The organism is Salipiger marinus (assembly GCF_900100085.1).
GTDB classification, from domain to species: Bacteria; Pseudomonadota; Alphaproteobacteria; order Rhodobacterales; family Rhodobacteraceae; genus Salipiger; species Salipiger marinus.
The window spans coordinates 117,485-142,184 of the sequence record NZ_FNEJ01000010.1; the positions used below are offsets into that span (position 1 = coordinate 117,485).

The following is a 24,700-nucleotide window of genomic DNA, read 5'->3' on the forward strand; positions in this document are numbered from 1 at the left end:
CTTTCCTGAATGTCTTCGTCCTGTGGGGTTCGCGGCGCGAAACGGTCCTCCTCTGAGCGGTCGCGCCGTGATGCGCGCTCAGAGGCGGATTAGGAGAAGACGCAGGCCAAGCGCAAGCGGCGCGCCGGGGGCGCGCAGGGCTGCGGGAATGTGGCCAAGGGTCATCATGGACCTGACTATACGCAGGGATCGGCAAATGAAAACCGCAAAATCGCCGGGATTTCCCATTAATCTTTGCCGCAGCGCAGCAGCGGCGGCGCAGGGTTGAGCGACGCCACTTTGACGCCATATCCTGACAGGGACGGGGACAGCACAGGGGGACGGCATGATCTTGGGGCGGATGAAGGCGGCGGTTCTGGCGGCTGTGCTGCCGCTTGCGGCGATGGCGCAGCAGGACGCGCGCGAGGTCTATGTCTTTGGCAACAGTCTTGTGCATCATCTGGGCGACGCGGCGCATAGCAACGCGCCCTACTGGATGGACCAGCTGGCGCGGGCGGACGGGCGGCGGCTGGCGCTGGACGGGCAATGGGGCTTTCTGCGGGATTTTGCCGGAACCCTGCCGCCGCAGCCCAACTGGACCATCCCCGGCGTCACCTCCAACTGGGATCCGGGGCGCGGCACCTTTGGCGATGCGGGCTATGACGCGGTGGTGATCACGCCCGCCAATTTCATTCAGGATCAGGATCCGGACCAGCCCTTCGCCTATGACAACCCCGAGCGCGTCACCCCGGTGGAGACGATCCTGACCGTCATGGACTGGGTCGAAGGCCATGCCCCCGGCACCCCGGTCTGGATCTATGAAGGCTGGTCGGACATGGACTCGGTCGCGGGGGGCTTTCCGCCCTCGCGCCGGGGGCTGCGGCGCTATCACGACTACAATACCGGGGCTTACGGCGTCTGGTATGACGACCTGGTGGCAGAGCTGGCCGAGGCGCGGCCCGAGGCCGATCTGCGGCTGATTCCCGTGGCGCGGGTGCTGTCGGGGCTGTTGCAGCAGGGCGGGCTGCTGGAGGATCTGCCGGTCGAGGCGCTCTATGTCGATGGCTCGCCGCATGGCACGCCCGCGCTGTATTTCCTTGCCGGGGCGGTCAGCTATGCCGCGCTGTTCAACGCGCCCCCGCCCGAAAGCTACACGCCCCCCACCGACCTGCCGCCCGAGATGGCGGCGCGCTGGCCGCAGATCGCGGGCGCCATCTGGCAGCAGCTGCGCGAGCTTGGCACGGTGACAGAGCGCGACGCCACGGCCCCCGCGCCGGTCCGGCAGGCCGAGGCTGATCCCCTGCCCGCGCGGGGCGAGGTGGCGCTGCCCGGACCGGGCGCCGTGCCGCAGGGCGCGCCCGCGCTGGCCATGGGGCTGAACGGGCTGTCGGACTGGTCGACGCAGCAGCCCTTCATCGACGTGATGAAGACCGCGCGGGACTGGGTGGGGCATCTGCCCGACCAGTGGGGCGGGGTCAGCGCCGAGGAACTACGCGCGGGCGGCCATCTGGGCGCCGATGGCTGGCCGCAGAGCCTGCCCCCGCAGGTGGAGCGGATCGAGGCGCTGCTGCTGACCGACCAGCCCGAGGCGGCGGCGCATCTGCGCGGCAGCTATCGGGTGACATGGCAGGGCAAGGGCGAGATCGAACTGACCGGGCGCGCCCGCCGCGTGCGCATGGGCGAGGGCGAGGCGAGCTTCGATTATGAACCGGGCGAAGGCTCTGTCGGCATCTCCATCGCGGCGGTTGATGCGGCGGATCCGATCCGTGACATCCATGTGATCCGCGCCGATCTGCTGCCGCTTCACGAGGTTGGCGCGCTGTTCAACCCCGACTGGCTGGCGCGCATCCGCGATCTGCGCAGCCTGCGGTTCATGGACTGGATGATGACCAACGGTTCCCCGGTGCAAGGCTGGGACGACCGCCCGCGCCTGACCGATCACACATGGACCGTCTGGGGGGCACCGCTGGAGGTGATGATCGCGCTTGCCAACGAGGTGGGCGCGGATCCGTGGTTCACCCTGCCGCATATGGCCGATGACGACTACATCCGCCGCTTTGCCGAAACGGTGAAGGCCGGGCTGGATCCCCGGCTGAAGGCGCATGTGGAATATTCCAACGAGGTCTGGAACCACATCTTTCCGCAGGCGGGCTGGGCGGCGGCACAGGCAGAAACGCTGTGGGGCGCCTCGGAATCGGGCTGGATCCAGTTCTATGGTCTGCGCGCCGCGCAGGTCATGGACATCTGGACAGAGGTTTATGGCGCCGAGGCCCCCGACCGGCTGGTGTGCGTGGTGGCCACCCATACCGGCTGGCCGGGGCTGGAGGAGCAGATCCTGACCGCACCGCTGGCCTTCCTGCATCTGGGCCATGCCCCGGTCGACAGTTTCGATGCCTATGCCGTCACCGGCTATTTCGGCTATGAAATGGGCGGCGAGGAGATGGCCGCCCGGATCGACGACTGGCTGTCCCGGGCCGAGGCGCAGGCCGAACGCGACGGTACGGCGCAGGGTCTGCAGCGGGTGGCGCTGCGCGAATATGTCCGCCAGCACCGCTTTGATGCCGCGATCCTGCCGGTGGCCATGGCGCTGCAGGAGGGCTCGCTGGGCCAGCTTGTGGACGAGGTGCTGCCCTATCAGGGCGAGGTGGCGCAGAAGGCCGGGCTGCGGCTGGTGATGTATGAGGGCGGCACCCATGTCGCGGCGCAGATGGCGCGGGTGGACGAGGAGCGGCTGACCGAGTTCTTTCAGGTGTTCAACTACACGCCCGAAATGGCCAAGCTTTACGAACAGCTGCTGACCGGCTGGGTCGCGGCGGGGGGCACGCTGTTCAACGCCTTTGTCGATGTGGCGCCCGCGTCGAAATGGGGCAGCTGGGGCGCGCTGCGCTATCTGGAGGACAGCAATCCGCGCTGGGACATGCTGATGGCCTATAACGCCTCCGCCCCCACCGACTGGGATCCGCGCGGGGCGGCGGCCTTTGCCCAAGGGCTGCTGCTGCGGGCGGGCGCGCGGGGCGAGGTGCTGGAGGGGACGGAACTGGCCGACACGCTGATCGGCGGGCCCGGCAATGACGACTTGCGCGCGGGCGGCGGCGATGACCGGCTGCATGGCGGCGACGGCACGGACCGCGCGCTGCTGCGGGGCCTGCCCGGCGATTACGAGTTTCGCCGCGACGGCGCGCGGCTGATCGCCGACGGGCCTGCGGGGCAGGTCACGCTGGTGTCGGTGGAATCGCTGCGCTTTTCCGCTGACCCGGACACCGAGCTGCCCACGGCGGGGCTGTAAGAAACCTAGCCGCGCGCGCGCAGGATTTCGTCCACCAGCGTTTCGGCGCCAAGGCTGGCGCGGAAATGCGCCTCGACATGGGTGCGGCCTGCGGCGCTGAACCCTTCGGCGCTGGCGGGATTCTGCGCCAGTTCGCGGATGGCGCGGGCCAAGGCCGAAGGATCGCGCGGCGGCACCAGCTTGCCGGTATGGCCATCGTCGATCAGTTCGCTCACGCCGCCCGCATCGGTGCCGATGGTGGGCACGCCACAGGACATCGCCTCCATATAGGCGACCCCCAGCGGTTCATGCCACGAGGCCAGCACAAACACATGCGCCTCCAGCAGCTTGGCCTTCACCGCCTGCGCATCGAGCGCGCCCAGCAGTTTGACGTGATCCTGCAGCCGCAGCTTGCGCAGATGCGTTTCCAGATCCTGCCGGAATCCGGTGCCGCCCGCGTCATCCTCTCCGGCGATTTCCAGCCGCACGTCCACGCCCTGATCCAGAAGCTGCCGCACCGCCGACATCAGATCCTGATGCCCCTTCACCGCGTTCAGCCGCCCGCAGGAGAAAATCCGCAGCGGCCTGCCCTTTTCGGGCGGCTGATAGGGGGTGGTGCGGCGCAGATCCTCGGTATCCACGCCCATGGGCCGCACCACCAGCCGGGGCGGCAGCGCGCCCGACAGCTGCTGCTGCACCTCCTCCATCAGCCGGTGGGTGATGACGGTGGCAAATTCGGCGCCCTGCCATTTCACCCGCTGGCCGGGGCCGTAATCCGACAGCGGCCCGTGCAGCGTCAGCGAATAGGGCCGCCCGCCCAGCCGACGCGCCAGCCCCGCGATCAGCGCCGCGCGCCCGCAGCTATGGACATGGATATGGTCGAGCCGTTCCGCTGCGGCATGACGGTTCAGCGCCTCGGCGGCGGAGAGCGTGACCGCGACATCCTGCGCGAATCGCCGCCCCTCGCGCCAGATCTGCCCGGGCAGGCCGCGCGGCAGCAGCCGGGCCAGCGTGGCGGTGGCGGCGATCAGCCGGACCTCGCCCAGATAGGTGGTGCGGGCGATTGCCTCCTGCGACCAGCTGTGCGCGATCAGCCCTTCCGGGGGCATCCGCGTGGACAGCAGATGCACCTCATGACCCATCGCCTCCAGCGCAAGAACTTCGCGCCAGAAGAAGATATGGGTCTGCCCCGGGAATTGAGGCACCAGATATCCGATCCGCAGCTGCGGCGACACGCATCCCCCCGCTTTCAGCCCATCTTGTCCGGTCGTAGATGGCATTTGCATTGAACTCTACGCCATTTCATTCTTTGGCCACAGTTTGCTGGCAGCAGCGACGCTTGCCGGACAGGAAAATTCGCAGGTGTGGCTACATTGGTACGGATCATGGATGCGCAGCGCGACCCCGACAACAGTCCCGCCCTGTCGGTGATCCTGCCCGCCAGCAACGAGGCGGCGCTGATCGGGCCCTGCCTGTCGGCGCTGCTTGGCTCGGTCTGGACCCATCCCCGCCCGCCCGAGGTGATCGTCATCGCCAATGGCTGCCGGGACGATACCGCCGCCCGCGCCCGCGCGCTGATCCCCGGCTTTGCCGCGCGCGGCTGGCCGCTGCGGGTGATCGACCGGGCCGAAGGCGGCAAGCTCGCCGCGCTGGATGCGGGCGACGCCGTGGCGCGGGGCGGGGTGCGGGTCTATCTTGATGCCGATGTGACGGTGGATCCGGCACTGCTGACGCAGCTTTGTGACGCGCTGGCGGGGCCCGCGCCGCGCTATGCCAGCGGGCGGCTGCACATCACCGCCAAGGGGGCTGTGTCGCGCGCCTATGCGCGGCTGTGGCGCCGCGTGCCCTTCATGGCCAAAGGCGTGCCGGGCTGCGGGGTCTTTGCCGTCAGCGCGGCGGGGCGGGCGCGCTGGGGCGGCTTTCCCGACATCATCTCCGACGACACCTTCGTGCGGCTGTGTTTTGCGCCGCAGGAACGTGTCGCCGTGGCGGCCCCCTATGACTGGCCCATCGCCGAGGGGTTTGGCGCGCTGGTCCGGGTGCGGCGCAGGCAGGATGCGGGCGTGGCCGAAATCGCGCGCCGCTTTCCCGACCTTCTGCGCAACGAGGACAAGCTGCCGCTGTCGCGCCGCGGCCTGCTGGGGCTGGCCTTGCGCGACCCTGCGGGCTTTGCCATCTACGCGGGCGTGGCGCTGATGGTGCGGCTGCGCCCGCCCGCCCAGGACTGGAGCCGAAGCCGATGATCCCCGCGCTCTGGCAGCGCCTGAACGGCAGTTCGCTGATGGCCCGCGCGCTGCGGTCTTCCATGCTGACGGTGGGCGGGTTTGGCGCGGCGCAGGTCATGCGGCTCGCCTCGAACCTGATCCTGACGCGGCTGCTGTTCCCCGAAGCCTTTGGCCTGATGGCGCTGGTGTCGGTGTTCATGATGGGCCTGCAGCAGTTTTCCGACGTGGGCGTGACCCCCGCCATCCTGCAGAGCCGCCGCGGCGACGAGCGGGATTTCCTCAACACCGCATGGACGATTCAGGCGGTGCGGGGCGCGGGCCTGTGGCTGCTGGCCTGCGCGCTGGCATGGCCCATGGCGTGGATCTATGACGAACCGCAGCTGCTGCATCTGCTGCCCGTGGCCAGCCTGACGCTGCTGATCCTCGGGTTCAAGCCGACGCGGATGGACACGGCGAACCGGCATCTGCTGCTGGGCCGGGTCACGCTGCTGGATCTGGCGACACAAGGCGCGGGGATCCTCAGCGCGGTGATCCTTGCATGGCTGACGGGGTCGGTCTGGGCGCTGGTGGCAAGCGGCATTCTCAGCGCGCTGATCGAGGTGCTGATCAATTCGCGCTTCCTGCCCGGGCTGCGCAACAGCTTCCGCTGGGAGCCCGCCGCCGCGCAGGAACTGATCCATTTCGGCAAATGGATCTTTCTGGCCACGGTCTGCGGCTTCTTCTTCAGTCAGGCGGACAAGATCCTGATGGGGAAATACCTGCCGCTTGATCATTTCGGCATCTACAATATCGGCTATTTCCTTGCCTCCTTCCCGATGCTGCTGGGATCCATGGTCACGCGGCGCATCCTCATTCCCATCTACCGCGAAACGCCCCCCACGCGGAGCCGCGCCAATTTCCTGCGGCTGCGGCGGATGCGGTTTGCCGTCACGGCGCCGCTGCTGCTGCTGGTCACCACCTTTGCGGTGATGGGCGACTGGCTGGTGGATGTGATGTATGACGACCGCTATCTGGCGGCGGGAGCGGTGGCGGTGATCGTCGCCTGCATGCAGATGCCGCAGATCATCGTGCAGACTTACGATCAGGCGGCGCTGGCCGCAGGCGACAGCCGCAGCTTTTTTGTGCTGGCGGCGGCGCGGGCGGTGCTGATGGTGGGCAGCATCCTTGTCGGGCTGGAAACCGCCGGATTCATCGGCGCGCTGTTCGGCTATGGCGCGGCCTTCCTGCTGGCCTATCCGGTGGTGGTCTGGCTGGCGCGGCGCATGGGCGCGTGGGATCCGCTGCACGATCTGGTCTTTGCCGGGCTGGGCGCGGGCTGCGCCGCCTTCGCCATGTGGATCAACTGGGAGTCGATCCGCTACCTGTCGCTGCTGGGCCAGTAACGGCCCGTTCCGGAATCGCGACAATTTCCTTTCAAATTGCTACTGTCGCCGATGCGATGACAATCGCGGTGTGAGTCCGGGGAATTGAGGCGGTGATGGGTCGAATATCTCGAAACCGCCGCATTTGCTCCCCATTTTTCCTTTACGGCTCGTCAAGGCCGAAACGGCAGGATCAGGGTCATGACGCAAGTTTTTCAGCACGATTCGGATGAGACGGACATCGCCATTGTCGGAATGGCGGCCCATCTTCCCGGCGCTGCGGATATCGACGCTTATTGGCAGATGCTGCGCGAGGGGCGCCGCGCCATCCGCCGGTTGAGTGATGACGAGCTGCTTGCCGCCGGAGAGGATCCGGGCCTGATCCGCCACAAGGATTACGTGCCCTTCGCCGCGCCGCTGGACGGGTTCGAGATGTTCGATGCCGAGTTTTTCGGCTTCGCCCCCAAGGATGCCGCGATCATGGATCCGCAGCACCGGCAGTTTCTGGAAACCGCATGGGAGGCGCTGGAAAACGCGGGCCATGTGCCGGAAAACTTCGACGGGCGCGTCGGCGTCTTCGCGGGCTGCGGCATGGGCAGCTATTTCTATTTCAACCTCTGCTCCAACCCGGATCTGGTGGAAAGCACCGGCATGTTCCTGCTGCGCCATACCGGCAATGACAAGGATTTCATGACCACGCGGCTGAGCCATGTGCTGGATCTGCAGGGCCCGTCGATCAACGTGCAGACCGCCTGTTCCACCTCGCTGGTGGCCACGCATATGGCCGCACAGGCGCTGCTGAACGGCGAATGCGACATGGCGCTGGCGGGCGGGGTGACGGTGGAACTGCCGCAGGGCCGGGGCTACCTGTATAAGGAAAACGAGATCCTGTCGCCCGACGGCGAATGCCATGCCTTCGACCACCGCGCGCAGGGCACGGTCTTTGGCTCCGGCGCCGGGGTGGTGGTGCTGCGGCGGCTGGCCGATGCGCGGGCCGATGGCGACCATGTCTGGGCGGTCATCAAGGGGTCGGCGGTCAACAATGACGGCGCGCAGAAGGCGGGCTATCTGGCGCCTTCGGTCGACGGGCAGGCCCGCGCCATCGCCGAGGCGCAGGCGGTGGCGGGGGTTGGGTCCGAAACCGTGGATTACGTCGAATGCCACGGCACCGGCACCTATCTGGGCGACCCGATCGAGGTGGCGGCGCTGACGCAGGCCTTTGCCGAAACCGGGCGCGCGCGGCAGCATTGCCGCATCGGCTCGGTCAAGACCAATATCGGCCATCTGGACACGGCGGCGGGGGTGGCAAGCCTCATCAAGGCCTCGCTGGCGCTGCATCACCGCGAAATGCCGCCCAGTCTGGGATATGAGGCGCCCAACCCCGCCATCGATTTCGACCATTCGCCGTTTCTGGTGAATGACCGGCTGACGCCTTGGGTCCGGCAGGGCCATCCGCGCCGCGCCGGGGTCAATTCGCTGGGCGTGGGCGGCACCAATGCCCATGTCGTGCTGGAGGAGGCGGCGGCGCGGCCCGCGTCCGAGGCCAGCGACTGGCCCTTCCAGATCCTCACCCTGTCCGGGCGCAGCAAGGCCGCGCTGGAGGACAATGCCGCGCGGCTCGCCGCGCATCTGCGCGCCCATCCCGATCTGCCGCTGGCCGATGTCGCCTATACGCTGAAAGAGGGCCGCCGCGCCTTTGAAAAGCGCCGCATCGTGGTGGCCGACAGCGCCATGGAGGCCGCCCGCCTGCTGGAGCAGGACAGCCCCCGCCGCGTGCACAGCCATACCGCGCTGGACCGGCCCGATGTGGTGTTCCTGTTCCCCGGCGGCGGCGCGCAATATGCCGGGATGGCCCGCGATCTTTACGAGACAGAGCCGGTCTTTGCCGAATGGATGGACCGCGGGCTGGAGGTGCTGGCGGGGCTGACGGATCGCGACATGCGCGCGCTCTGGCTGCCGCAGCCGCAGGACCGCGCCGAGGCAGAGGCGGCGCTGGCGCAGCCCTCCCTGCAGCTGCCGCTCATCATGCTGACGGAATATGCGCTGGCGCAGCTGTGGATCAGCTGGGGGGTCACACCCGCCGCGCTCTGCGGGCACAGCATGGGCGAGAACACCGCCGCCTGTCTGGCCGGGGTGCTGAGCTTTGAAGACTGCATCGGCCTTGTGCATCTGCGCGGGCAGCTCTTTGACACCGTGCCTTCGGGCGGGATGCTGTCGGTGGCGCTGCCTGCGGACAGGCTGCTGCCGCATCTGGGGGCGGATCTGGATCTGGCCGCCGTCAACGCGCCGGATCTGTCGGTGGCCTCGGGGCCGCGCGCCGCGCTGGATGCGCTGGAAATCCGGCTGCGGGACATGGGTGTGGACTGTCAGCGCATCGCCATCGACATTGCCGCGCACAGCCGGATGCTGGAGCCGATCCTTGCGCCGTTCCGCGCCTATCTGCGCGGCATCCCGCTGTCGCCGCCGCAGATCCCGCTGATGTCGAACCGCACCGGCATCCTGATGACCGCCGAACAGGCCACCGATCCCGATTACTGGGCCGAACATCTGCGCGGCACCGTGCTGTTTGACGCCTGCATCGGCACGCTGGCCGACACGCCCAACCGCATCTATCTGGAGGTGGGGCCGGGCAAGGCGCTGTCCTCGCTCGCGCGGCAGAACGGCAAGGTGCCGGGGCAGCAGGTGCTGTCCTCGCTGCGCCATCCCGACGAGGACATCGCCGACGACCGCTACATGTTCGAGGTGCTGGGCCGGCTCTGGGCGCTGGGCGCCGAGATCGACTGGCCGCAGATCTGGGGCGAGGCGCGGCGCAACCGCGTGGTGCTGCCCAGCTATGCCTTCCAGCGCAGCCCCTATTTCATCGCCCCCGGCAAGGCGCAGGCCGATGTGGCGCCGCAGTTCCTGATGCGCAGCGACGATGTGGCGGGCTGGGGCTGGCATTCGGTCTGGCGCCCGCGCGCCCCCGCGCTGGAGCTTGACCTGCCCGCCGCGCTGAAGGCCGCGCCGCAGACATGGCTGATGTTCATGGACGAGGCGGGGCTTGCCAGCAGCGCCGCCGCCCGGCTGCGCGCGGCGGGCCATACGGTGATCGAGGTGCGGCCGGGCGACGCCTTCTCCCGGCTGTCCGACACCTCCTATCTCCTTGCGCCGGAACGCGGGCGCGAAGGTTATGACCTGCTGCTGCAGGATCTGGCGCAGCAGGGCCATGTGCCCACCCGCATCGCGCAGTTCTGGCTGGTGACGGAGGGCGAGCATCACCGCCCCGGATCCAGCTTCTTTCACCGCATTCAGGAACAGGGCTTCTATGCGCTGCTTTTCTTGGCGCAGGCCTTGGCCGAGGAAAACCTGCCGCGCCCGCTGCATGTCACCGTGCTGACCACCGGTGCCGCGCGCGTCGCGGAAGAGCCGCTGCCCTATCCCGCCAAGGCGACGGTGGCAGGCCCGGCCCGGGTCATTCCGCGCGAACTGCCCGGGGTCACGGTGTCGACGCTGGATCTGCAACTGCCCGATCCCGTCGCGGCGGGGCTGTTCGGGCGGGCCCGGGCCGAGGCCGCGCGGGAGGCGGCGCTGGACCATCTCACCGATCAGGTGCTGGAGGAACTGCTGGCCGAGCCGGGCACAGACATTGCAGCGCTGCGCGGGCCGCGCCGCTATGCCCGGGCGATGAAACCGGTGACCCTGCCCGCGCCTCTGGCCCTGCCCGAAGGCGGCACATGGCTGCTGACCGGGGGCTTTGGCGGCATTGGCCTCTCCATCGCGCAGGATCTGGCGCGGCGCGGCGCCACTCTGGTGCTGGTGGCGCGGCAGGCGCTGCCCGACCGCGCGCAATGGGACGATTACCTGAGGCGCCACGCGCCGCAGGACGGGCTCGCCCGCCGCATCCGCGCGGTGACGGCGCTGGAACAGGCGGGCGCAACGGTGCGGGTGGCCGCCGCCGATGTCTGCGTCAAAAGCCAGATGTCCCGCCTGCGCGCGCAGGTCGAGGCGGAGTTTGGCCGCATCACCGGCGTGATCCATGGCGCTGGCGTCATCGCCGACGGTCCGCTGCTGACCAAGACCCCCGCCAGCATCGAGGATGTGTTCACGCCCAAGATCCACGGCACCGACGTGCTTGGGGAGGTGTTTCCCGATGGCGTGGTCGACTGGCTGGTGCTGTTCTCTTCCTCCTCCACGGTGACGGCCCCGGCGGGGCAGGTGGATTACGTTGCCGCCAATGACTACCTCAACGCCGTGGCACAGGCGCGGGCAGGCGGGCAGACCCGGGTGATCGCGCTCAACTGGGGCATCTGGGCCGAGGTGGGCATGGCCGCCGAAGCCGTGGCCGCCCGTCTGGGCGAGGTGCCGGAGGCGCCGGTGGTGCCCGCAGGCGTGCCGCTGCTGGATCACGCCAGCTTTGACGCGCAGGGCAACCGGATGTTCACCGCGCGCTACACCACCGAAGACTGGGTGATCGGCGAACACCGCACCCGCGCGGGCGATGCGCTGCTGCCCGGCACCGGCTCGCTGACGCTGGCCGCGCATGCCCTGCACGCGCAGGGCGAAGACGGACCGTTCGAGATTCGCGACCTGACCTTCCTGCGCCCGCTGCGGGTGGCCGAAGGGGCGGGGCGCGACATCCGGCTGCGGCTGGCCCGCCGCGCCGAAGGCTATGGCTTCGACCTGCTGGCCGACTGCACGCTGGGCGGGCGGCGCGGCTTCTGCCTGACCGCGCAGGCCACGCTGGCGCTGCTGCCGCTGTCCCGGCCCGAACCGCTGGATCTGGCCGCGATCCGCGCCCGCTGCGGCGTGCCGCTGCGCGCGGCAGCGGGGCAGAAACTGACCGCCGCGCAGGAGGTGCAGCTGGCCTTTGGTCCGCGCTGGAAGGTGCTGGATGCCCGCGCGCTGGGGCAGGGCGAAGGCATCGCCGATCTGTCGCTGCCGCCTGCCGCCGCAGGCGATGGCTGCCTGCTGCATCCCGCGCTGCTGGACATCGCCACCGGCTGGGCCATGGATCTGATCGCGGGCTGGCAGCCCACGCATCTGTGGGTGCCGGTGTCTTATGCGCGGGTGCGCGTGCATGCGCCGCTGCCCCCGCGCATCGTCAGCTGGGTGCGCAATGCCGCCGACAACCGCGCGGGCGCCGACACCGCCAGCTTTGACGTGACGCTCTGCGATGCCGAAGGCGCGGTGCTGGTCGAAATCTCGGGCTTTACCATCCACAGACTCGCCAGCCCCGATCTGCTGCAGGCCACGCCCCGGCTGACCGCCGCCGAGGTGGAATTTGACGGGCCCGGCGCCACGCAGCCGCTGTCTGCCGCCGAGGAACGGCTGGCGCACAACCTGTCGCAGGGCATCCGCCCCGCCGAAGGGGTCGATGCCTTTGCCCGCGTGCTGAACCTTGGTCTGCCGCAGGTGGTGGTGTCGTCGATGGATCTGGATCAGCTGGTGCGCCAGACCACCGCCAGCAGCGCCGAACGCGGCGAGGGGCAAAGCTTTGACCGTCCGCAGCTTGACGGCGAGTATGTGGCGCCGGAGACCGATATCGAACGCAGGCTGGCCGGGTTCTGGCAGGATCTGCTGGGGGTGCAGAATGTCGGGGTCGAGGACAGTTTCTTCGATCTGGGCGGGCACAGCCTGATCGCGGTGCGGCTGTTCGCCATGGTCAAGAAGACGTGGCGGATCGAATTTCCGATCTCCGTGCTGTTCGAGGCGCCGACCATCCGCACCTGTGCCGCGCTGATCGCCGAGCGCACCGGGCAGGGTGCCGAGGATGCGCCGGAGGCTGCGGCGCCGCGCGCGCCGGAACGGCGGTTCCGCCATCTGGTCGCCATGCATGACGGCGAAGGCGGGGCGCGGCGGCCCTTCTTCCTTGTGGCGGGGATGTTCGGCAACGTGCTGAACCTGCGCCATCTGGCGCATCTGCTGGGCGCGGACCGGCCATTTTACGGGGTGCAGGCGCGCGGGCTTTACGGCGGCGAGGCGCCGCATGACAGCATCGAAGACGCTGCGCGCGATTACATCGCCGAGATGCGGCAGGTGCAGCCGCACGGGCCCTATATGGTCGGCGGTTTTTCGGGGGGCGGCATCACCGCCTATGAAATCGCGCATCAGCTGGAAGCAGCGGGCGAGGAGGTGGCGCTCTGCGTGCTGCTGGACACGCCGCTGCCGCAGCGCCGCGCGCTCGACCGCCGCGACCGCCTGCTGATCCAGATGCAGGAACTGCGCGCCAAGGGGGTGGGCTATCCGCTGATCTGGGCGCGCAACCGGATCGCTTGGGAAATCGCGAAGCGGCGGCAGCGGCAGGACACCGCCACCGAGCACAGCTTCCACAATGCCGAGATCGAGGCGGCGTTCCTGCAGGCCGTGGCGCGGTATCAGGTCCGGCCCTGGGACGGGCGGCTGGTGCTTTACCGTCCGCCGCTGATGGGCAAATGGACCGTGGCGGGCGGGCGGCGGGTCAGTTCCGAACGCGCCTATGTGCTGCCGGACAATGACTGGGGGCAGCATGTCCCGCATGTGGAGGTGCACGAAGTGCCCGGAGATCACGATTCCATGGTGCTGGAGCCCAATGTCCGCGTGCTCGCCGCGCTGCTGCGCGAGGCGATCGCCGGGGCAGAGGCCGTGACGCTGGGCAGCACCGTGCTGCCCTTCCCGGGGCGGAGTGCGGCGGAATGAGCCGGTCCCCCCGCCTGCTGGTGGTGCTGCTGAACTGGCGCACGCCCGACATGACCCTGCGCGCGGCGGAATCGGCGCTGGTCGCGATGCGTCATCTGCGGGCAGAGCTGGTGATCGTCGACAATGACAGCGGCGATGGCAGTTTCGAAAAGATCGCCAAGGGCTTGCAGGCGCCATGGGCCAAGGTGGCGCCGGTGCGGCTGATCCAGTCGGGGCGAAATGGCGGCTTTGGCGCGGGCAACAACGTGGGGATCCGCGCCGGGCTGTCGGACGGATCGCGCCCCGATTACGTCTATATCCTGAACTCTGACGCCTTTCCGGCGCCCGATGCCATCCGCCTGCTGCTGGGCCATCTGGAACGCCACCCCGAAGCGGGATTCGCCGGCAGCTACATCCATGGCGAAGATGGCGTGCCGCATATCTCGGCCTTCCGCTTTCCGTCGGTCGCGTCGGAGTTCGAGGGTGCGGCGCGGTTTGGTCCCATCACCCGGCTGCTTCGCGAACATGTCGTGCCGCTGCCGCTGCCGCGCGGCACCACGCGGGTGGACTGGCTGGCAGGTGCCTCGCTGATGATGCGGCATTCGGTGCTGGACCGCATCGGATTGTTCGACGAGACGTTTTTTCTGTATTTCGAGGAAACCGATCTCTGCCTGCGCGCCGCCCGTGCCGGGTTCGAAACCCATTATGTCCGCGCCAGCGAGGTGCTGCATATCGGCTCTGTCTCCACGGGCATGAAGCGATGGACGCGGGTGCCGGGCTTCTGGCTGGACAGCCGCTGGCATTATTTCAGCAAGAATCACGGGCGGGGCGGCGCCGTTCTGGCGACGCTGGCGCATGGGGCGGGGGGGCTGCTGTGGCGGGCGCGCCGCCTGCTGCAGCGCAAGCCTAGGGTCGATCCACCGAGGTTCCTGCGTGACCTGATTTCGCATGACCTGTCCGCGCTGACCCGGCCCCTGCCCGGCGTGCGCGAAACCCCGGCCCCCCGCGACGCTGCCGTCGCGCAGGCGGCCAGAGCGGAGTAGTTTCAGATGGCCAAGTTTACCGCCGTCCTGATCGGCAACGAATCCCTGCTGGTGCAATGCGCCGAAAAGCTGCTGGCGGCGGGCAACCGCATCGCCGCCGTGGTCACGCGCAACCGCGATGTCGCCGCTTGGGCGGCAGGGCGCGGGCTGGACGTGCAGCCGCCGGGCCGCGATCTGGCGCAGCGGCTGGTGCTGCCCTTCGACTGGCTGCTGTCGATCTCCAACCTCGACATCCTGCCCGCCGAGGTGCTGGCCCTGCCCGCGCGCGGGGCGGTGAATTTCCACGACGGCCCGCTGCCGCGCCATGCCGGGCTGAACGCCCCGGTCTGGGCGCTGATCGAGGGCGAAACCCGGCACGGCATCACATGGCACATGATCGAAGGCGGCGTGGACGAGGGCGATCTGCTGGTGTCGCGCGGCTTTGACATCACCGCCAGCGACACCGCGCTGACGCTGAACACCAAGGCCTATGAGGCGGCGATCGACAGCTTCCCCGAACTGCTGCTGCAGCTGGAAAACGGGCTGCGCCGGGTGCCGCAGGATCTGACGCGGCGCAGCTATCACGCGCTGGCCGACCGGCCTTCGGCGCATGGGCTGCTGGATTTCAGCCGCCCGGCGGCGGATCTGGAACGGTTGGTGCGGGCGCTGGATCATGGCGGCTATGCCAATCCGCTCGCCGCGCCCAAGATCCGGGCGCAGGGCCGCATCTGGCTGGTGGGCCGCGCGCAGGTGGTCGAAGCTGCGGGCGCGCCCGGCCAGATCCTTGAGGCCACCGACGATCACCTGACCGTGGCCTGCGGCACTGCTGCGCTGCGGCTGTCGCAGATCACCCATCGCTGCGGTGCGCCCGCGCGGGTGGCGCAGGTGGGGCGCCGGGGGGGCCAGCTGGACGTGCCCGATGCGCCGGAGCGCGCGGCGCTGGACGACCGCATCCGCGCCATCGCCCCGCACGAAGCTTTCTGGCGGCGGCGTCTGGTGCAGCTGCGCGGGTTCGAGATTCCGGGGCTGGGCAAAACCTCGGGCAAGATCGTGCAGCGCCCGCTGGCGATCTGTGCCGCACTTGATGCCTCGGCGGTGGTGGCGGCCTTTGCCGCGCGGCATGACGAACATGGCGACTGCGATCTCGCCTTTGCCGACGAAAGGCTGCGCGATCTGGCGCAGGGCGGGCTGATCGAGCCTTGGGTGCCGCTGCGGGTGGACATGCAGGGCGACATGCAGGGGCTGGCCGCGCGCACCGAATCCCGTATCGCCGAAGTGCAGCGGCATCTGGGCTTTGCACTGGATCTGCCGGCGCGGGCGCCGGATCTGACCGCGCCGCCGCCGGTGCCGCAGCTGGGCCTGAGCTTTGGCGCGGGGCCGATCCCCGGTGTTGCCGTCACGGTGGAACTGACCTGCCCCACCGCCACGCTTTACGTCGATACCGGGCGCCTGCCCGAAGCGCAGGCGGATCTGATCGCCGCGCGGCTGGAACTGATGGGCACGGAAAGCCACGCGCAGTCGGCTGTGGCCAGCCTGCCGGTGCTGCCCGCGGCAGAGCGCGATCTGGTGCTGCGCCAGCACAATGCCTCGGCGCAGGATCATGACCGCAGCCTGACCATGCAGGCCGCGTTTCAGGCTCAGGTGGCGCGCACGCCCGATGCCGTGGCGCTGGTCTTCGAAGGTCAGAGCCTCAGCTATGCCGAACTGGACGCGCGGGCCAACCGCGCTGCACAGGTGCTGCGCCAGATGGGTGTGGGCCCCGGCCGTGTGGCGGGGCTGTTCTGCCGCCGCTCCGTCGATCTGATGGTGGGGGCCTTGGGCATCCTCAAGGCGGGGGGCGCCTATCTGCCGATGGATCCGGCCTATCCCGCCGACCGGCTGCAGCATTTCCTGACCGACAGCGCGGCATCGGTGATCGTGACACAGGCGGGGCTGGAGGATCATCTGCCCGACCACGCCGCGCAGCTTCTGGTGCTGGATGCCGATCCCCGGCTGGGACAGGCACCCGACACGCCCCCGGACCAGACCAGCGGGCCGGAGGACATCGCCTATCTGATCTATACCAGTGGGTCGACCGGCCTGCCCAAGGGCGTGATGGTGGAACACCGCAACGTGGTGAATTTCTATCTTGGGATGGATGCGCATGTGCCGCAGGATCCGCCGGGCACATGGCTGGCCGTCACCAGCCTCAGCTTCGACATTTCGGTGCTGGAGCTGTTCTACACCACCGCGCGCGGCTTCAAGGTGGTGCTGACCTCGGACGAGGACCGCACGCTGATCTCTGGCGGGGCCACCACGCTCGCCGAGGGCGAGATGGGCTTTTCGCTGTATTACTGGGGCAATGACGATGGTGCGGGGCGCGACAAATACCGCCTGCTGCTGGAAGGCGCGCAGTTTGCCGACCGCAACGGCTTCTGCGCGGTCTGGACGCCGGAGCGGCATTTCCACGCCTTTGGCGGCCCCTATCCGAATCCCAGCGTGACCGGCGCCGCCGTGGCGGCGGTGACCAAAACCCTGTCGGTGCGGGCGGGGTCCGTCGTCTCGCCGCTGCACCACCCCGCCCGCATCGCCGAAGAATGGGCGGTGATCGACAACCTGACCAATGGCCGCTCGGGGCTGGCGCTGGCGTCGGGCTGGCAGCCGGATGATTTTGTGCTGCGCCCGGAAAACACGCCCCCCGCCAACAAGGCGGCGGTGCTCGACAGTCTGGACCAGATCCGCAGGCTGTGGCGGGGCGAACCGGTGGCCTTTCCGCGCAAGGACGGGTCGCTGTTTGACGTGGTCACCCAGCCGCGCCCGGTGTCGCGCGACCTGCCGGTCTGGCTGACCGTGGCGGGCAATCCGCAGACATGGAAAGACGCAGGCCGCCATGGCTGCAACGTGCTGACCCATCTGCTGGGCCAGAGCATCGATGATGTGGCGGCGATGATCCGGCTTTACCACGCGGCGCTGCGCGAGGCGGGGCATGATCCGGCGCAGTTCACCGTGACGCTGATGCTGCACAGCTACATCGCCGCCACCCGGGACGAGGCGCGCGAGACCGCGCGCGGCCCCATGCGCGAATATCTGCGCGCCGCCGCCGCGCTGATCAAGCAATACGCCTGGGCTTTCCCGGCGTTCAAGCGCCCGCAGGGGGTCAACAACGCCTTCGATCTGGATCTGGAGATCCTGACGCCCGACGATCTGGAGGCCATCCTCGATTTCGCCTTTGAACGCTATTTCACCGAAAGCGGCCTTTTCGGCACGGTAGAAGACGCGCTGGAGCGGGTGGAGCAGCTCAAGCGCATCGGCGTGGGCGAAATCGCCTGTCTGATCGATTATGGCATCCCGGTGGATCAGGTGCTGGAGGGGCTCAGACCCTTGGCCGAGGTGGTGAAGCGCGCCAACCGCGCCCCGGATCTTGCGCCGGACGATTTTTCCATCGCGGCGCAGATCCTGCGCCACGGGGTCACGCATCTGCAATGCACCCCCTCCATGGCGCGGATGATCGCCATGAATGACGAGGCGCGTTATGCGCTGTCCCGGGTGCGGCATCTGTTCCTTGGCGGTGAACCGCTGCCCGGCGCGCTGGTGGAAGAGTTTGCCCGCATCACCCCGGCCCGCCTGACCAACATGTATGGCCCCACCGAAACCACCATCTGGTCCTCGACCGAGGTGGCGGCGGCAGGGGATGAGGGCGTGGTCAACATCGGCCGCCCCTTGGCCAACCAGCAGCTTTACGTGCTGGACGAGGCGCGGCAGCCGGTGGGCGTGGGTCTGCCCGGCGAGCTGTGGATCGGCGGCGAGGGCGTGACGCGCGGCTACTGGAACCGCCCCGATCTGACGGCGGAGCGCTTCCTGCCCAACCCGTTCCATGGCGGGCGGATGTATCGCACCGGCGATCTGGTGCGCCGCCGCATGGACGGGCGCATCGACTTTATCGGGCGCGTCGACCATCAGGTGAAGCTGCGCGGTTTCCGCATCGAGCTGGGCGAGATCGAGGCGGTGCTGGAGGCGCAGCCGGGGATTTCTCAGGCGGTGGTCATGGCGCGGGAGGATACGCCCGGCGACCTGCGGCTGGTGGGCTATTACACCGCCCCCGAGCCGGTGAGCGAGGCGGCGCTGAAATCCGCCATGGGCGCGGCGCTGCCCGCCTTCATGGTGCCCGCGCATCTGATGCGGGTCGAGGCCTTTCCGCTGACCCCCAACAAGAAGGTGGACCGCAAGGCGCTGCCCGCACCACTGGCCCGCCGCGCCCCGCCTTTGGCCGCGCCCAAGGCCGCGGCAGCGGCGCCGGTCACGGCGCAGGGATCGGCCCGGCTGCAGGCGCAGATCGCCGGAATCTGGAGCGCGGTTCTGGGCGTGCAGGACATTTCCGGGCGCGACAGCTTCTTCGATCTGGGTGGGCATTCGCTGCTGGCGGTGCAGGCGCACCGGTCGATCCGCGACGATCTGGGGGCGAAGGGCCTGTCGATCACCGACATCTTCCGCTTCCCGGTGCTGGAGGATCTGACGGCGCGGGTGGCGGCCTTGGTCAGTCCTGCTCCGGTCGCGGCGCAGACCGAGGCCGCGCCGCCTGCCGCCGACCGGGCGCAGACGCGCAGCGAGGCCATGGCGCGGCGGCGGGCGATGCGGGCGCGGCGCAGTGCCTGACCTTGCCGCCCTGCAGGCGCTGGCCGCCATGGTGGACTGGCCCGAAGGCGTGGTCTGGGCCGTCTCCGGCCCGGTCGATCCTGCCGGATTGTTTCCCGTGGAACGGCAGGCCATCGCCCGTGCCGTGCCGTCGCGGCAGGCGGAGTTTGCCGGGGGCCGGGATGCGGCGCGGGCGGCGCTGGCGCAGCTTGGCCTGCCGCCGCAGCCGATCCCCAAGGGCGCGGACCGCGCCCCGGTCTGGCCCGAGGGGGTGGTGGCCAGCCTGAGCCATACGGCGGGGCTGTGTCTGGCGGTGGCGGCGCGGGCGCGGGACTGGCGCGCGCTGGGGGTGGATCTGGAACGCGCGCTGCCGCTTGACCCGGGGCTGGTGCCGACCATCGCCAGCCCGGCGGAACTGGACCGGCTGGCGCCGCTGGAGCCGGGGCTTGCCGCGCTGCATGTGTTTGGCGCCAAGGAGGCCGCCTATAAGGCGCAGTATCCGCTGACCCGCAGCCTCTTCGGCTTTGCGGCGATGGAGGCGCTGCTGCCTGATGCCGGGCTGCGCATGGTCGCGGCCACGGGGCTGGGGCAGGGGGCCGAACTGCCGATGCGGCAATGGCGCAACGGGGGTCTGCTGCTGTCGCTCTGCGCGTTGCCCCAGCTTAACCGGGGCGACTTTGCCGGTCCCGGATACGAAGTGTTTCCTTGCGGGCTGACGGAGCCGGATGGCCGCAAGGTGAAAGTTTGACTAGAGTATGTCTCAAAGGCGGCAAGGCCCGTCCGGGGTGGACAGGACTGTCGTGCCCCGAACGGTCGGGCCGCCACAAGCGGGAGAAGTGATGTGACCCAGTTCCAGTCTTTTGAGGAAATCCTTGCCGCGCTGCGCCGCCGCATGGTGCTGATCCTGCTTGTTACCCTGCTGGGCTGCGGCCTGTCGGTGGCCTTCGCCCTGCAGCAGCAGAAGATGTATGAGGCCACCGCCGTGGTGCAGATCGAAGAGGGGCAGGTCAGTGAGGCGCCCAGCAGTACCGGCGTGGCGGGGGATGACGCCTCGCGCAAGGTTCAGCTGATCGAACAGCGGCTGATGTCCCGCGACAACCTGCTGCGCATCATGGACACGCATCAGCTGTTCACCGAGGATCCGGCGATGCCGCTGAACCAGCGCGTGTCGCTTATGCGCGAGGCGGCGCGGATCGAGGAAATTCGCCCCGCTCCGATCAGCTATCAGGCGGTGCCGCAGGGGCCTTCGGGCATCCTGATCACCGTCCGGCTTAGCGATGCGCAGAAGGCGGCGGATGTCGCCAACGAACTGATGACCACGGTGATCGAGGAATCGCGCAGCCGCAGCGTGATCCGTGCCCGCGAGACGCTGAGCTTCTTTGAAAGCGAAGCGACGCGGGTCGCGGCGGAGATGGACGCGATGACCGCCCGGATCGCCGCCTTCAAGCAGGCCAATGCCGAGGCGCTGCCCTCGGGCGTGGGGGCGCTGCGCGATCAGCTGGGCTCGCTGGAGGACAGCGCGCTGGAGATCGACCGCGAGATCGTCGCCGCCGAAGGAAATTCCGCCCGCGTCCGCGAAGAGGTGCAGGCCCGGCAGCTGGCGCTGCTGCGCGAACAGAAACAGCTGATCGACACCCGGATGGCGCAGATCGAAGAGACCATCCGCCGCGGCCCCGAGGTGGAACGCACGCTGAGCGGCATGGAACGCGACCTGACCCAGCTGCAGGACCAGTATAGCGTCATCACCCGCCGCCGGGCCGAGGCCGAGATGGGCCAGATGCTGGAAACCCGCCAGCAGGCCGACCGGTTCGAGGTGCTGGAAGCCGCGCTGGTGCCCGAGGTGCCGTCCAGCCAGAGCCGTCAGAAGCTGGCGCTGATGGGGGGCGTTGCCAGCCTGATGGCGGGGCTGTTCGCGGGGGTCGTGGCCGAGCTGATGAATCCGGTGATCCGCAACGCCGCGCAGCTGGAACGCGCGACGGGCGTGCAGGCGGTGGTGTCCATCCCCGTGGTCAAGACGCGCGGCGACCGCCGCCGCCGCGGGCTGGGGATTGTCGCGGGGCTTCTGGGGCTGGCGGCGCTCTTTTGGGGGGTGCTGCGTGTGGCGGGAGCATGGCTGCCGCAGGGGCTGCTGGACCGGATTCTGCCGCGCGCCTCCGCCTGAGGCGCGCGAGGCTCAGTAGCCGTATTTGCCGAGATTGGTGCCTTCGGCCTTGTTGAGGATCATCCCCAGCAGCGGGGTCTGGTCGCCAAGCCGGCGTTCAACCTCGCGGATTTCCTTTTCGGTGCTCAGCCCGCCGCCGATGACCAGCAGCACGCCGTCGAACTGCGCGCGAAAGGCCATCACGTCGTCGAAATACAGGGCGGGCGGCAGGTCGAACAGCATGACATCGGGCTTCAGCCGCTCCTGCAGCGCGGCCAGCGCGGTGGCGGTGCCGGGATCCTGCAGCAGTTCCGCCGGATAGGATTCCGGGATGTGGTTGAAGCCGAAGGCAAGGTTGGGCCCGGCATGGAAGCTGTTCGGCCCCATTCGTAGCAGATGCTGCTCTGCCGGGACGCGCCCGCGCAGCATGTCACCCATCGAGCCCGGCGTCTTGACCCCCATCACCTTGTGCAGGCTGGGGCGGCGCAGGTCGCAGTCCAGCAGCACGGTGCGCAGCGCCTCCTGCCGGGACAGGCTGATGGCCAGATTGGCGGCGGTGAAGGTCTTGCCGCAGTCCTTGGTGGGCGAGGTGATGGCGACCCGCGACCAGCCGCGTTCGGCCAGCGTCTGCACCAGCTTGGTGCGCAGGATGTCAAAGGCGGTATGGGCCGGATCCTCGCGCCGTGCGGTGACGATGCGGTGCCGGTCGAGATGCGCCAGATCCACCGGAAAGGGCGTCAGCGCCGACCAGCGCTGGTCGGTGCCGGGAATGGGGGCGGAAGCGGCATCGGCCTCCACCTGCGCCCGGGCGTTTTCCGCCTCGCGTGCCGCCCTCGCCTCTGCCGCAGCTTGGGCGCGGGTCCGGGCGGCGGCTTCCGCCTGACGCTGCTGCTCCTCTGCCTCGGCGTCGGCCTGCGCCTGCGCCGCAGCTTCGGCCTGCCGCCGCGCCTGATCCCCGGCGGCTTCGGCGCGGCGGCGCTGGTCTTCGGCGTCGGCCTCCGCCTCGCGCTGGGCCTCTGCCTGCGCCTGTGCCTTGGCCAGAGCTTCGGCCTGCGGGTCGGGCCGGGGCGTGGGGGCCGGGGGCGGGGTGTCTTCGGGGCGGTTGCGGCGGCGGAAGGGGCGGCGTTCGGACATGGTCATGCCCCCGCCGGTCCGGCCTGACCGGATGCCGCGCAATATCTGTGTCTGTGGTGACCGGTATGCCGTGCCATGTCCGCCATCTGCCTGTCTGCCCGAGTTCGGATCCGGTCTTGCGGATCCCGTTATGTCCTTTTGCCCAGATAAACGAAGGATTCTGTCAGGAATAAGGTGGTTTCTGGGGGGATTGTTCTCAATCCGTGTCCCGCCGCCACCTCAGAACCCGAACAGATCCGCCTGAGCGATGGCCCGGTCGACAAAGCGCGTGCGGTCGGCCTCGGGCGTCCAGTCCAGCATCTGCTTGGGCTTGTCGATGATGAAGGGCGAAAAATGCGCCCGGCTTTTCCAGTCCGCCAGCGAGGGGCGCGTGACGCCGTGCTGGCGCAGGGCATATTTCTTCAGCACCGATTTTACCGCATCCGCCGCGTAAAAGGCGGTGAGATTGCCGGAGCTGACCCGGATCCGCGCCCCCAGCACCGCATGGATGGCGTCGAAATAGTCGCGCGCGGTCAGCAGCGGCTCGCCCACAAGGTTGAAGCTTTGCCCGTTGGCCGAAGGCCGCGCCGCCATGCGTACCAGCCCGTCCACGACATCGTCGATCAGCACGAAGGGCAGGATGTTCTGCCCCGGCCCCCAGATGCGCACCGCCCCCGCACCATGCCAGCGCCCGATGCCCCAGTGCTGCAGCGGTCCGCCATGGCCCACCACGATGCCGGGGCGCGCGATGGTCAGCGGCAGCCCCCGGTCGCGATGCAGCGCCATCAGCTGCCGCTCGCATTCCGCCTTGGACCGGGCATAAAGGTTGCGGTCGCTCATATCCGCCGCGAAGGGCGTGGATTCGGTGATCGGCACCTCGGGGCGGGACATGTCGAAGCTGGCGATGGTGCCGGTATAGATCAGCCGTTTCACCCCGGCCTTCTGGCAGGCCATGCCGACGCGGGTGGCGACACCCACATCGTTGACCAGCGCCTCGGCCCATGTCTTTTCCAGCGAGCGCGCAAGGTTGAACACCACGTCCACCCCCTGCATCGCGTGGGTCAGCGCCTCCAGATCGTGGAGGTTCAGCGCCACGGTTTCCACCTGATCGGGCAGGTCGGGGAAGGGGCCGCGCCGCCCGCGCGACAGCACGCGCACGTCATGGCCATCCGCCACCAGCCTGCGGGTCAGCGCCCGCCCGATAAAGCCGGTGCCGCCGATCACCAGCGCGCTGGGGCGGGCGGGCCGGGTCTGCACGGCGGGGGCCTTCACCTCCAGCACCGAGGCGGGCAGCAGGGCGATGGCCTGGTCCAGCGCCTCCATCACCGCCACGGCGCTGTCGCCGGAAAAGCGCGGATCGGAGGGCCTGCCTTGGGAAATGGCGCCATAGACGGCAGCGGTCATGCCGCGAAAGCTTTGGCCATAGGGGTTCTGCTGGTTCAGCGACCGGGTCTGGATCGCGGCGTTGCGCGCGCCCACCCGCAGATGCTGCCAGCCCAGATCCAGCTGTTTGCGCAAGGGGTTGAGGATGAGGTCAGAGGCGTTTTCCCGTTCCACCATCAGCGTGTCGGCGGCATAGTCCAGCCGCGCCCGCCCCGAGGATCCGCGCAGCACCACCGACCGGTCATCGACGGTTTCCACCATCGACAGCGTAAAGCTCAGATCGACCCCGCCCGCGCGGGCATAGATGCGGAAGCCCTGCGGGCGCTGGTCGCCGCCGGGCAGGGCGACGGGCTTGCTGGCGGAGGCGAACAGGATCTCGGGCGGGCCGAACAGATCGACGGCAAAGGCCATCAGATGCGGCCCCAGTTCCAGCAGCAGGTTGCGGGGTTCGCGCAGCAGCCACAGGCTGTAAGGGCCGGAGCGCAGCGGCGCCAGCGGCAGCGCCCATGTAAAATCGGCGGCGGAGATCCGGCCATACTCTCCGGCCTGCATCGCGGCCTTCATCCGCTGATAGGTGGGCAGGCCAAGGAAGTTGTGCCCGGCATGGAACAGCTTGCCCGCCGCCCGCGCCGCGTCGCGGATGGCGCGGGTCTGGTCGGCACTGGTGGCGACCGGTTTTTCCACCAGAACATGCAGCCCGGCCTTCAGGCATTGCTGGGCCAGCGCGGCATGGGGGTTGGGCGGGGTCAGCACATGCACCGCGTCGCAGCTGCCGCTGTTGATCAGCGCCTCGACCGAGGTGAAGGCCATCAGCCCATGCGCTTCGGCGAAGCCGCGCGCGGCGGGTTCGGAAATGTCGCAGATCGCTTGCAGCTGGACACCGGGCGTGGCGCGCAGCGCCTCGGCATGCCAGCTTGCGATATATCCGGCGCCGATCAGACCGACGCGAACAGGAAGTGTCATCCGGC

The 24,700-nt window shown here is 69.0% G+C and carries 11 protein-coding genes; 8 read left to right on the top strand and 3 right to left on the bottom strand.

The genetic code is table 11. The annotated features are described in order from the left end of the window. Nucleotides 1-325 precede the first annotated feature (325 nt). Nucleotides 326-3,265, top strand: a complete 2,940-nt coding sequence (locus tag BLR51_RS27415) for a type I secretion protein (protein ID WP_089847638.1) — start codon at nt 326-328, stop codon at nt 3,263-3,265. 5 nt (nt 3,266-3,270) lie between these two features. Here BLR51_RS27415 and epsE read toward each other — a convergent pair whose 3' ends face one another. Continuing rightward, complete coding sequence (epsE, locus tag BLR51_RS13125; RefSeq protein ID WP_089847821.1) at nt 3,271-4,467, bottom strand: exopolysaccharide biosynthesis GT4 family glycosyltransferase EpsE; 1,197 nt, start codon at nt 4,465-4,467, stop codon at nt 3,271-3,273. A gap of 162 nt (nt 4,468-4,629) precedes the next feature. Here epsE and BLR51_RS13130 point away from each other — a divergent pair, with 162 nt between their 5' ends. From BLR51_RS13130 to BLR51_RS13160, 7 genes are all read left to right on the top strand, one after another. Beyond that, entirely contained in the window at nt 4,630-5,487 is an 858-nt protein-coding gene (locus tag BLR51_RS13130; RefSeq protein ID WP_089847639.1) for a glycosyltransferase family 2 protein, read from the top strand. Then, on the top strand, nt 5,484-6,851 hold the full coding sequence (locus BLR51_RS13135; RefSeq protein ID WP_089847641.1) for an oligosaccharide flippase family protein: 1,368 nt from the start codon (nt 5,484-5,486) through the stop codon (nt 6,849-6,851). The genes BLR51_RS13130 and BLR51_RS13135 overlap by 4 nt, the downstream gene beginning before the upstream one ends. Before the next feature lie 180 nt (nt 6,852-7,031). Continuing rightward, nucleotides 7,032-13,484: a type I polyketide synthase gene (locus BLR51_RS13140; protein ID WP_089847643.1), complete on the top strand. Its 6,453-nt coding sequence runs from the start codon at nt 7,032-7,034 to the stop codon at nt 13,482-13,484. Next, entirely contained in the window at nt 13,481-14,506 is a 1,026-nt protein-coding gene (locus tag BLR51_RS13145) for a glycosyltransferase family 2 protein (RefSeq protein ID WP_089847646.1), read from the top strand. The genes BLR51_RS13140 and BLR51_RS13145 overlap by 4 nt, the downstream gene beginning before the upstream one ends. 6 nt (nt 14,507-14,512) lie before the next feature. Next, nucleotides 14,513-19,117 (top strand): MupA/Atu3671 family FMN-dependent luciferase-like monooxygenase, encoded by a 4,605-nt coding sequence (locus tag BLR51_RS13150; RefSeq protein ID WP_089847648.1) that lies wholly within the window; start codon nt 14,513-14,515, stop codon nt 19,115-19,117. Further along, nucleotides 19,110-19,844 (top strand): 4'-phosphopantetheinyl transferase family protein, encoded by a 735-nt coding sequence (locus tag BLR51_RS13155; RefSeq protein WP_242656725.1) that lies wholly within the window; start codon nt 19,110-19,112, stop codon nt 19,842-19,844. The genes BLR51_RS13150 and BLR51_RS13155 overlap by 8 nt, the downstream gene beginning before the upstream one ends. Before the next feature lie 93 nt (nt 19,845-19,937). Next, the gene (locus tag BLR51_RS13160) at nt 19,938-21,257 is read left to right on the top strand and encodes a GumC family protein (RefSeq protein ID WP_089847649.1); all 1,320 of its coding nucleotides are present in this window, start codon (nt 19,938-19,940) and stop codon (nt 21,255-21,257) included. Between the two features lie 12 nt (nt 21,258-21,269). Here the strand turns inward: BLR51_RS13160 and BLR51_RS13165 are convergent, their stop codons facing one another. Together BLR51_RS13165 and BLR51_RS13170 are read right to left on the bottom strand one after the other, a co-directional pair. Next, the gene (locus BLR51_RS13165; RefSeq protein WP_242656726.1) at nt 21,270-22,376 is read right to left on the bottom strand and encodes a CpsD/CapB family tyrosine-protein kinase; all 1,107 of its coding nucleotides are present in this window, start codon (nt 22,374-22,376) and stop codon (nt 21,270-21,272) included. A 213-nt stretch (nt 22,377-22,589) separates the two neighbouring features. Beyond that, on the bottom strand, nt 22,590-24,695 hold the full coding sequence (locus BLR51_RS13170) for an NAD-dependent epimerase/dehydratase family protein (protein WP_089847651.1): 2,106 nt from the start codon (nt 24,693-24,695) through the stop codon (nt 22,590-22,592). Nucleotides 24,696-24,700 lie beyond the last annotated feature (5 nt).

Excerpts from the sequence above, each read along its gene's own strand:
- BLR51_RS27415 (WP_089847638.1), top strand. The coding sequence starts at position 326 with ATGATCTTGGGGCGGATGAAGGCGGCGGTTCTGGCGGCTGTGCTGCCG.
- BLR51_RS13130 (WP_089847639.1), top strand. The coding sequence starts at position 4,630 with ATGGATGCGCAGCGCGACCCCGACAACAGTCCCGCCCTGTCGGTGATC.
- BLR51_RS13135 (WP_089847641.1), top strand. The coding sequence starts at position 5,484 with ATGATCCCCGCGCTCTGGCAGCGCCTGAACGGCAGTTCGCTGATGGCC.
- BLR51_RS13140 (WP_089847643.1), top strand. The coding sequence starts at position 7,032 with ATGACGCAAGTTTTTCAGCACGATTCGGATGAGACGGACATCGCCATT.
- BLR51_RS13145 (WP_089847646.1), top strand. The coding sequence starts at position 13,481 with ATGAGCCGGTCCCCCCGCCTGCTGGTGGTGCTGCTGAACTGGCGCACG.
- BLR51_RS13150 (WP_089847648.1), top strand. The coding sequence starts at position 14,513 with ATGGCCAAGTTTACCGCCGTCCTGATCGGCAACGAATCCCTGCTGGTG.
- BLR51_RS13165 (WP_242656726.1), bottom strand. The coding sequence starts at position 22,376 with ATGACCATGTCCGAACGCCGCCCCTTCCGCCGCCGCAACCGCCCCGAA.
- BLR51_RS13170 (WP_089847651.1), bottom strand. The coding sequence starts at position 24,695 with ATGACACTTCCTGTTCGCGTCGGTCTGATCGGCGCCGGATATATCGCA.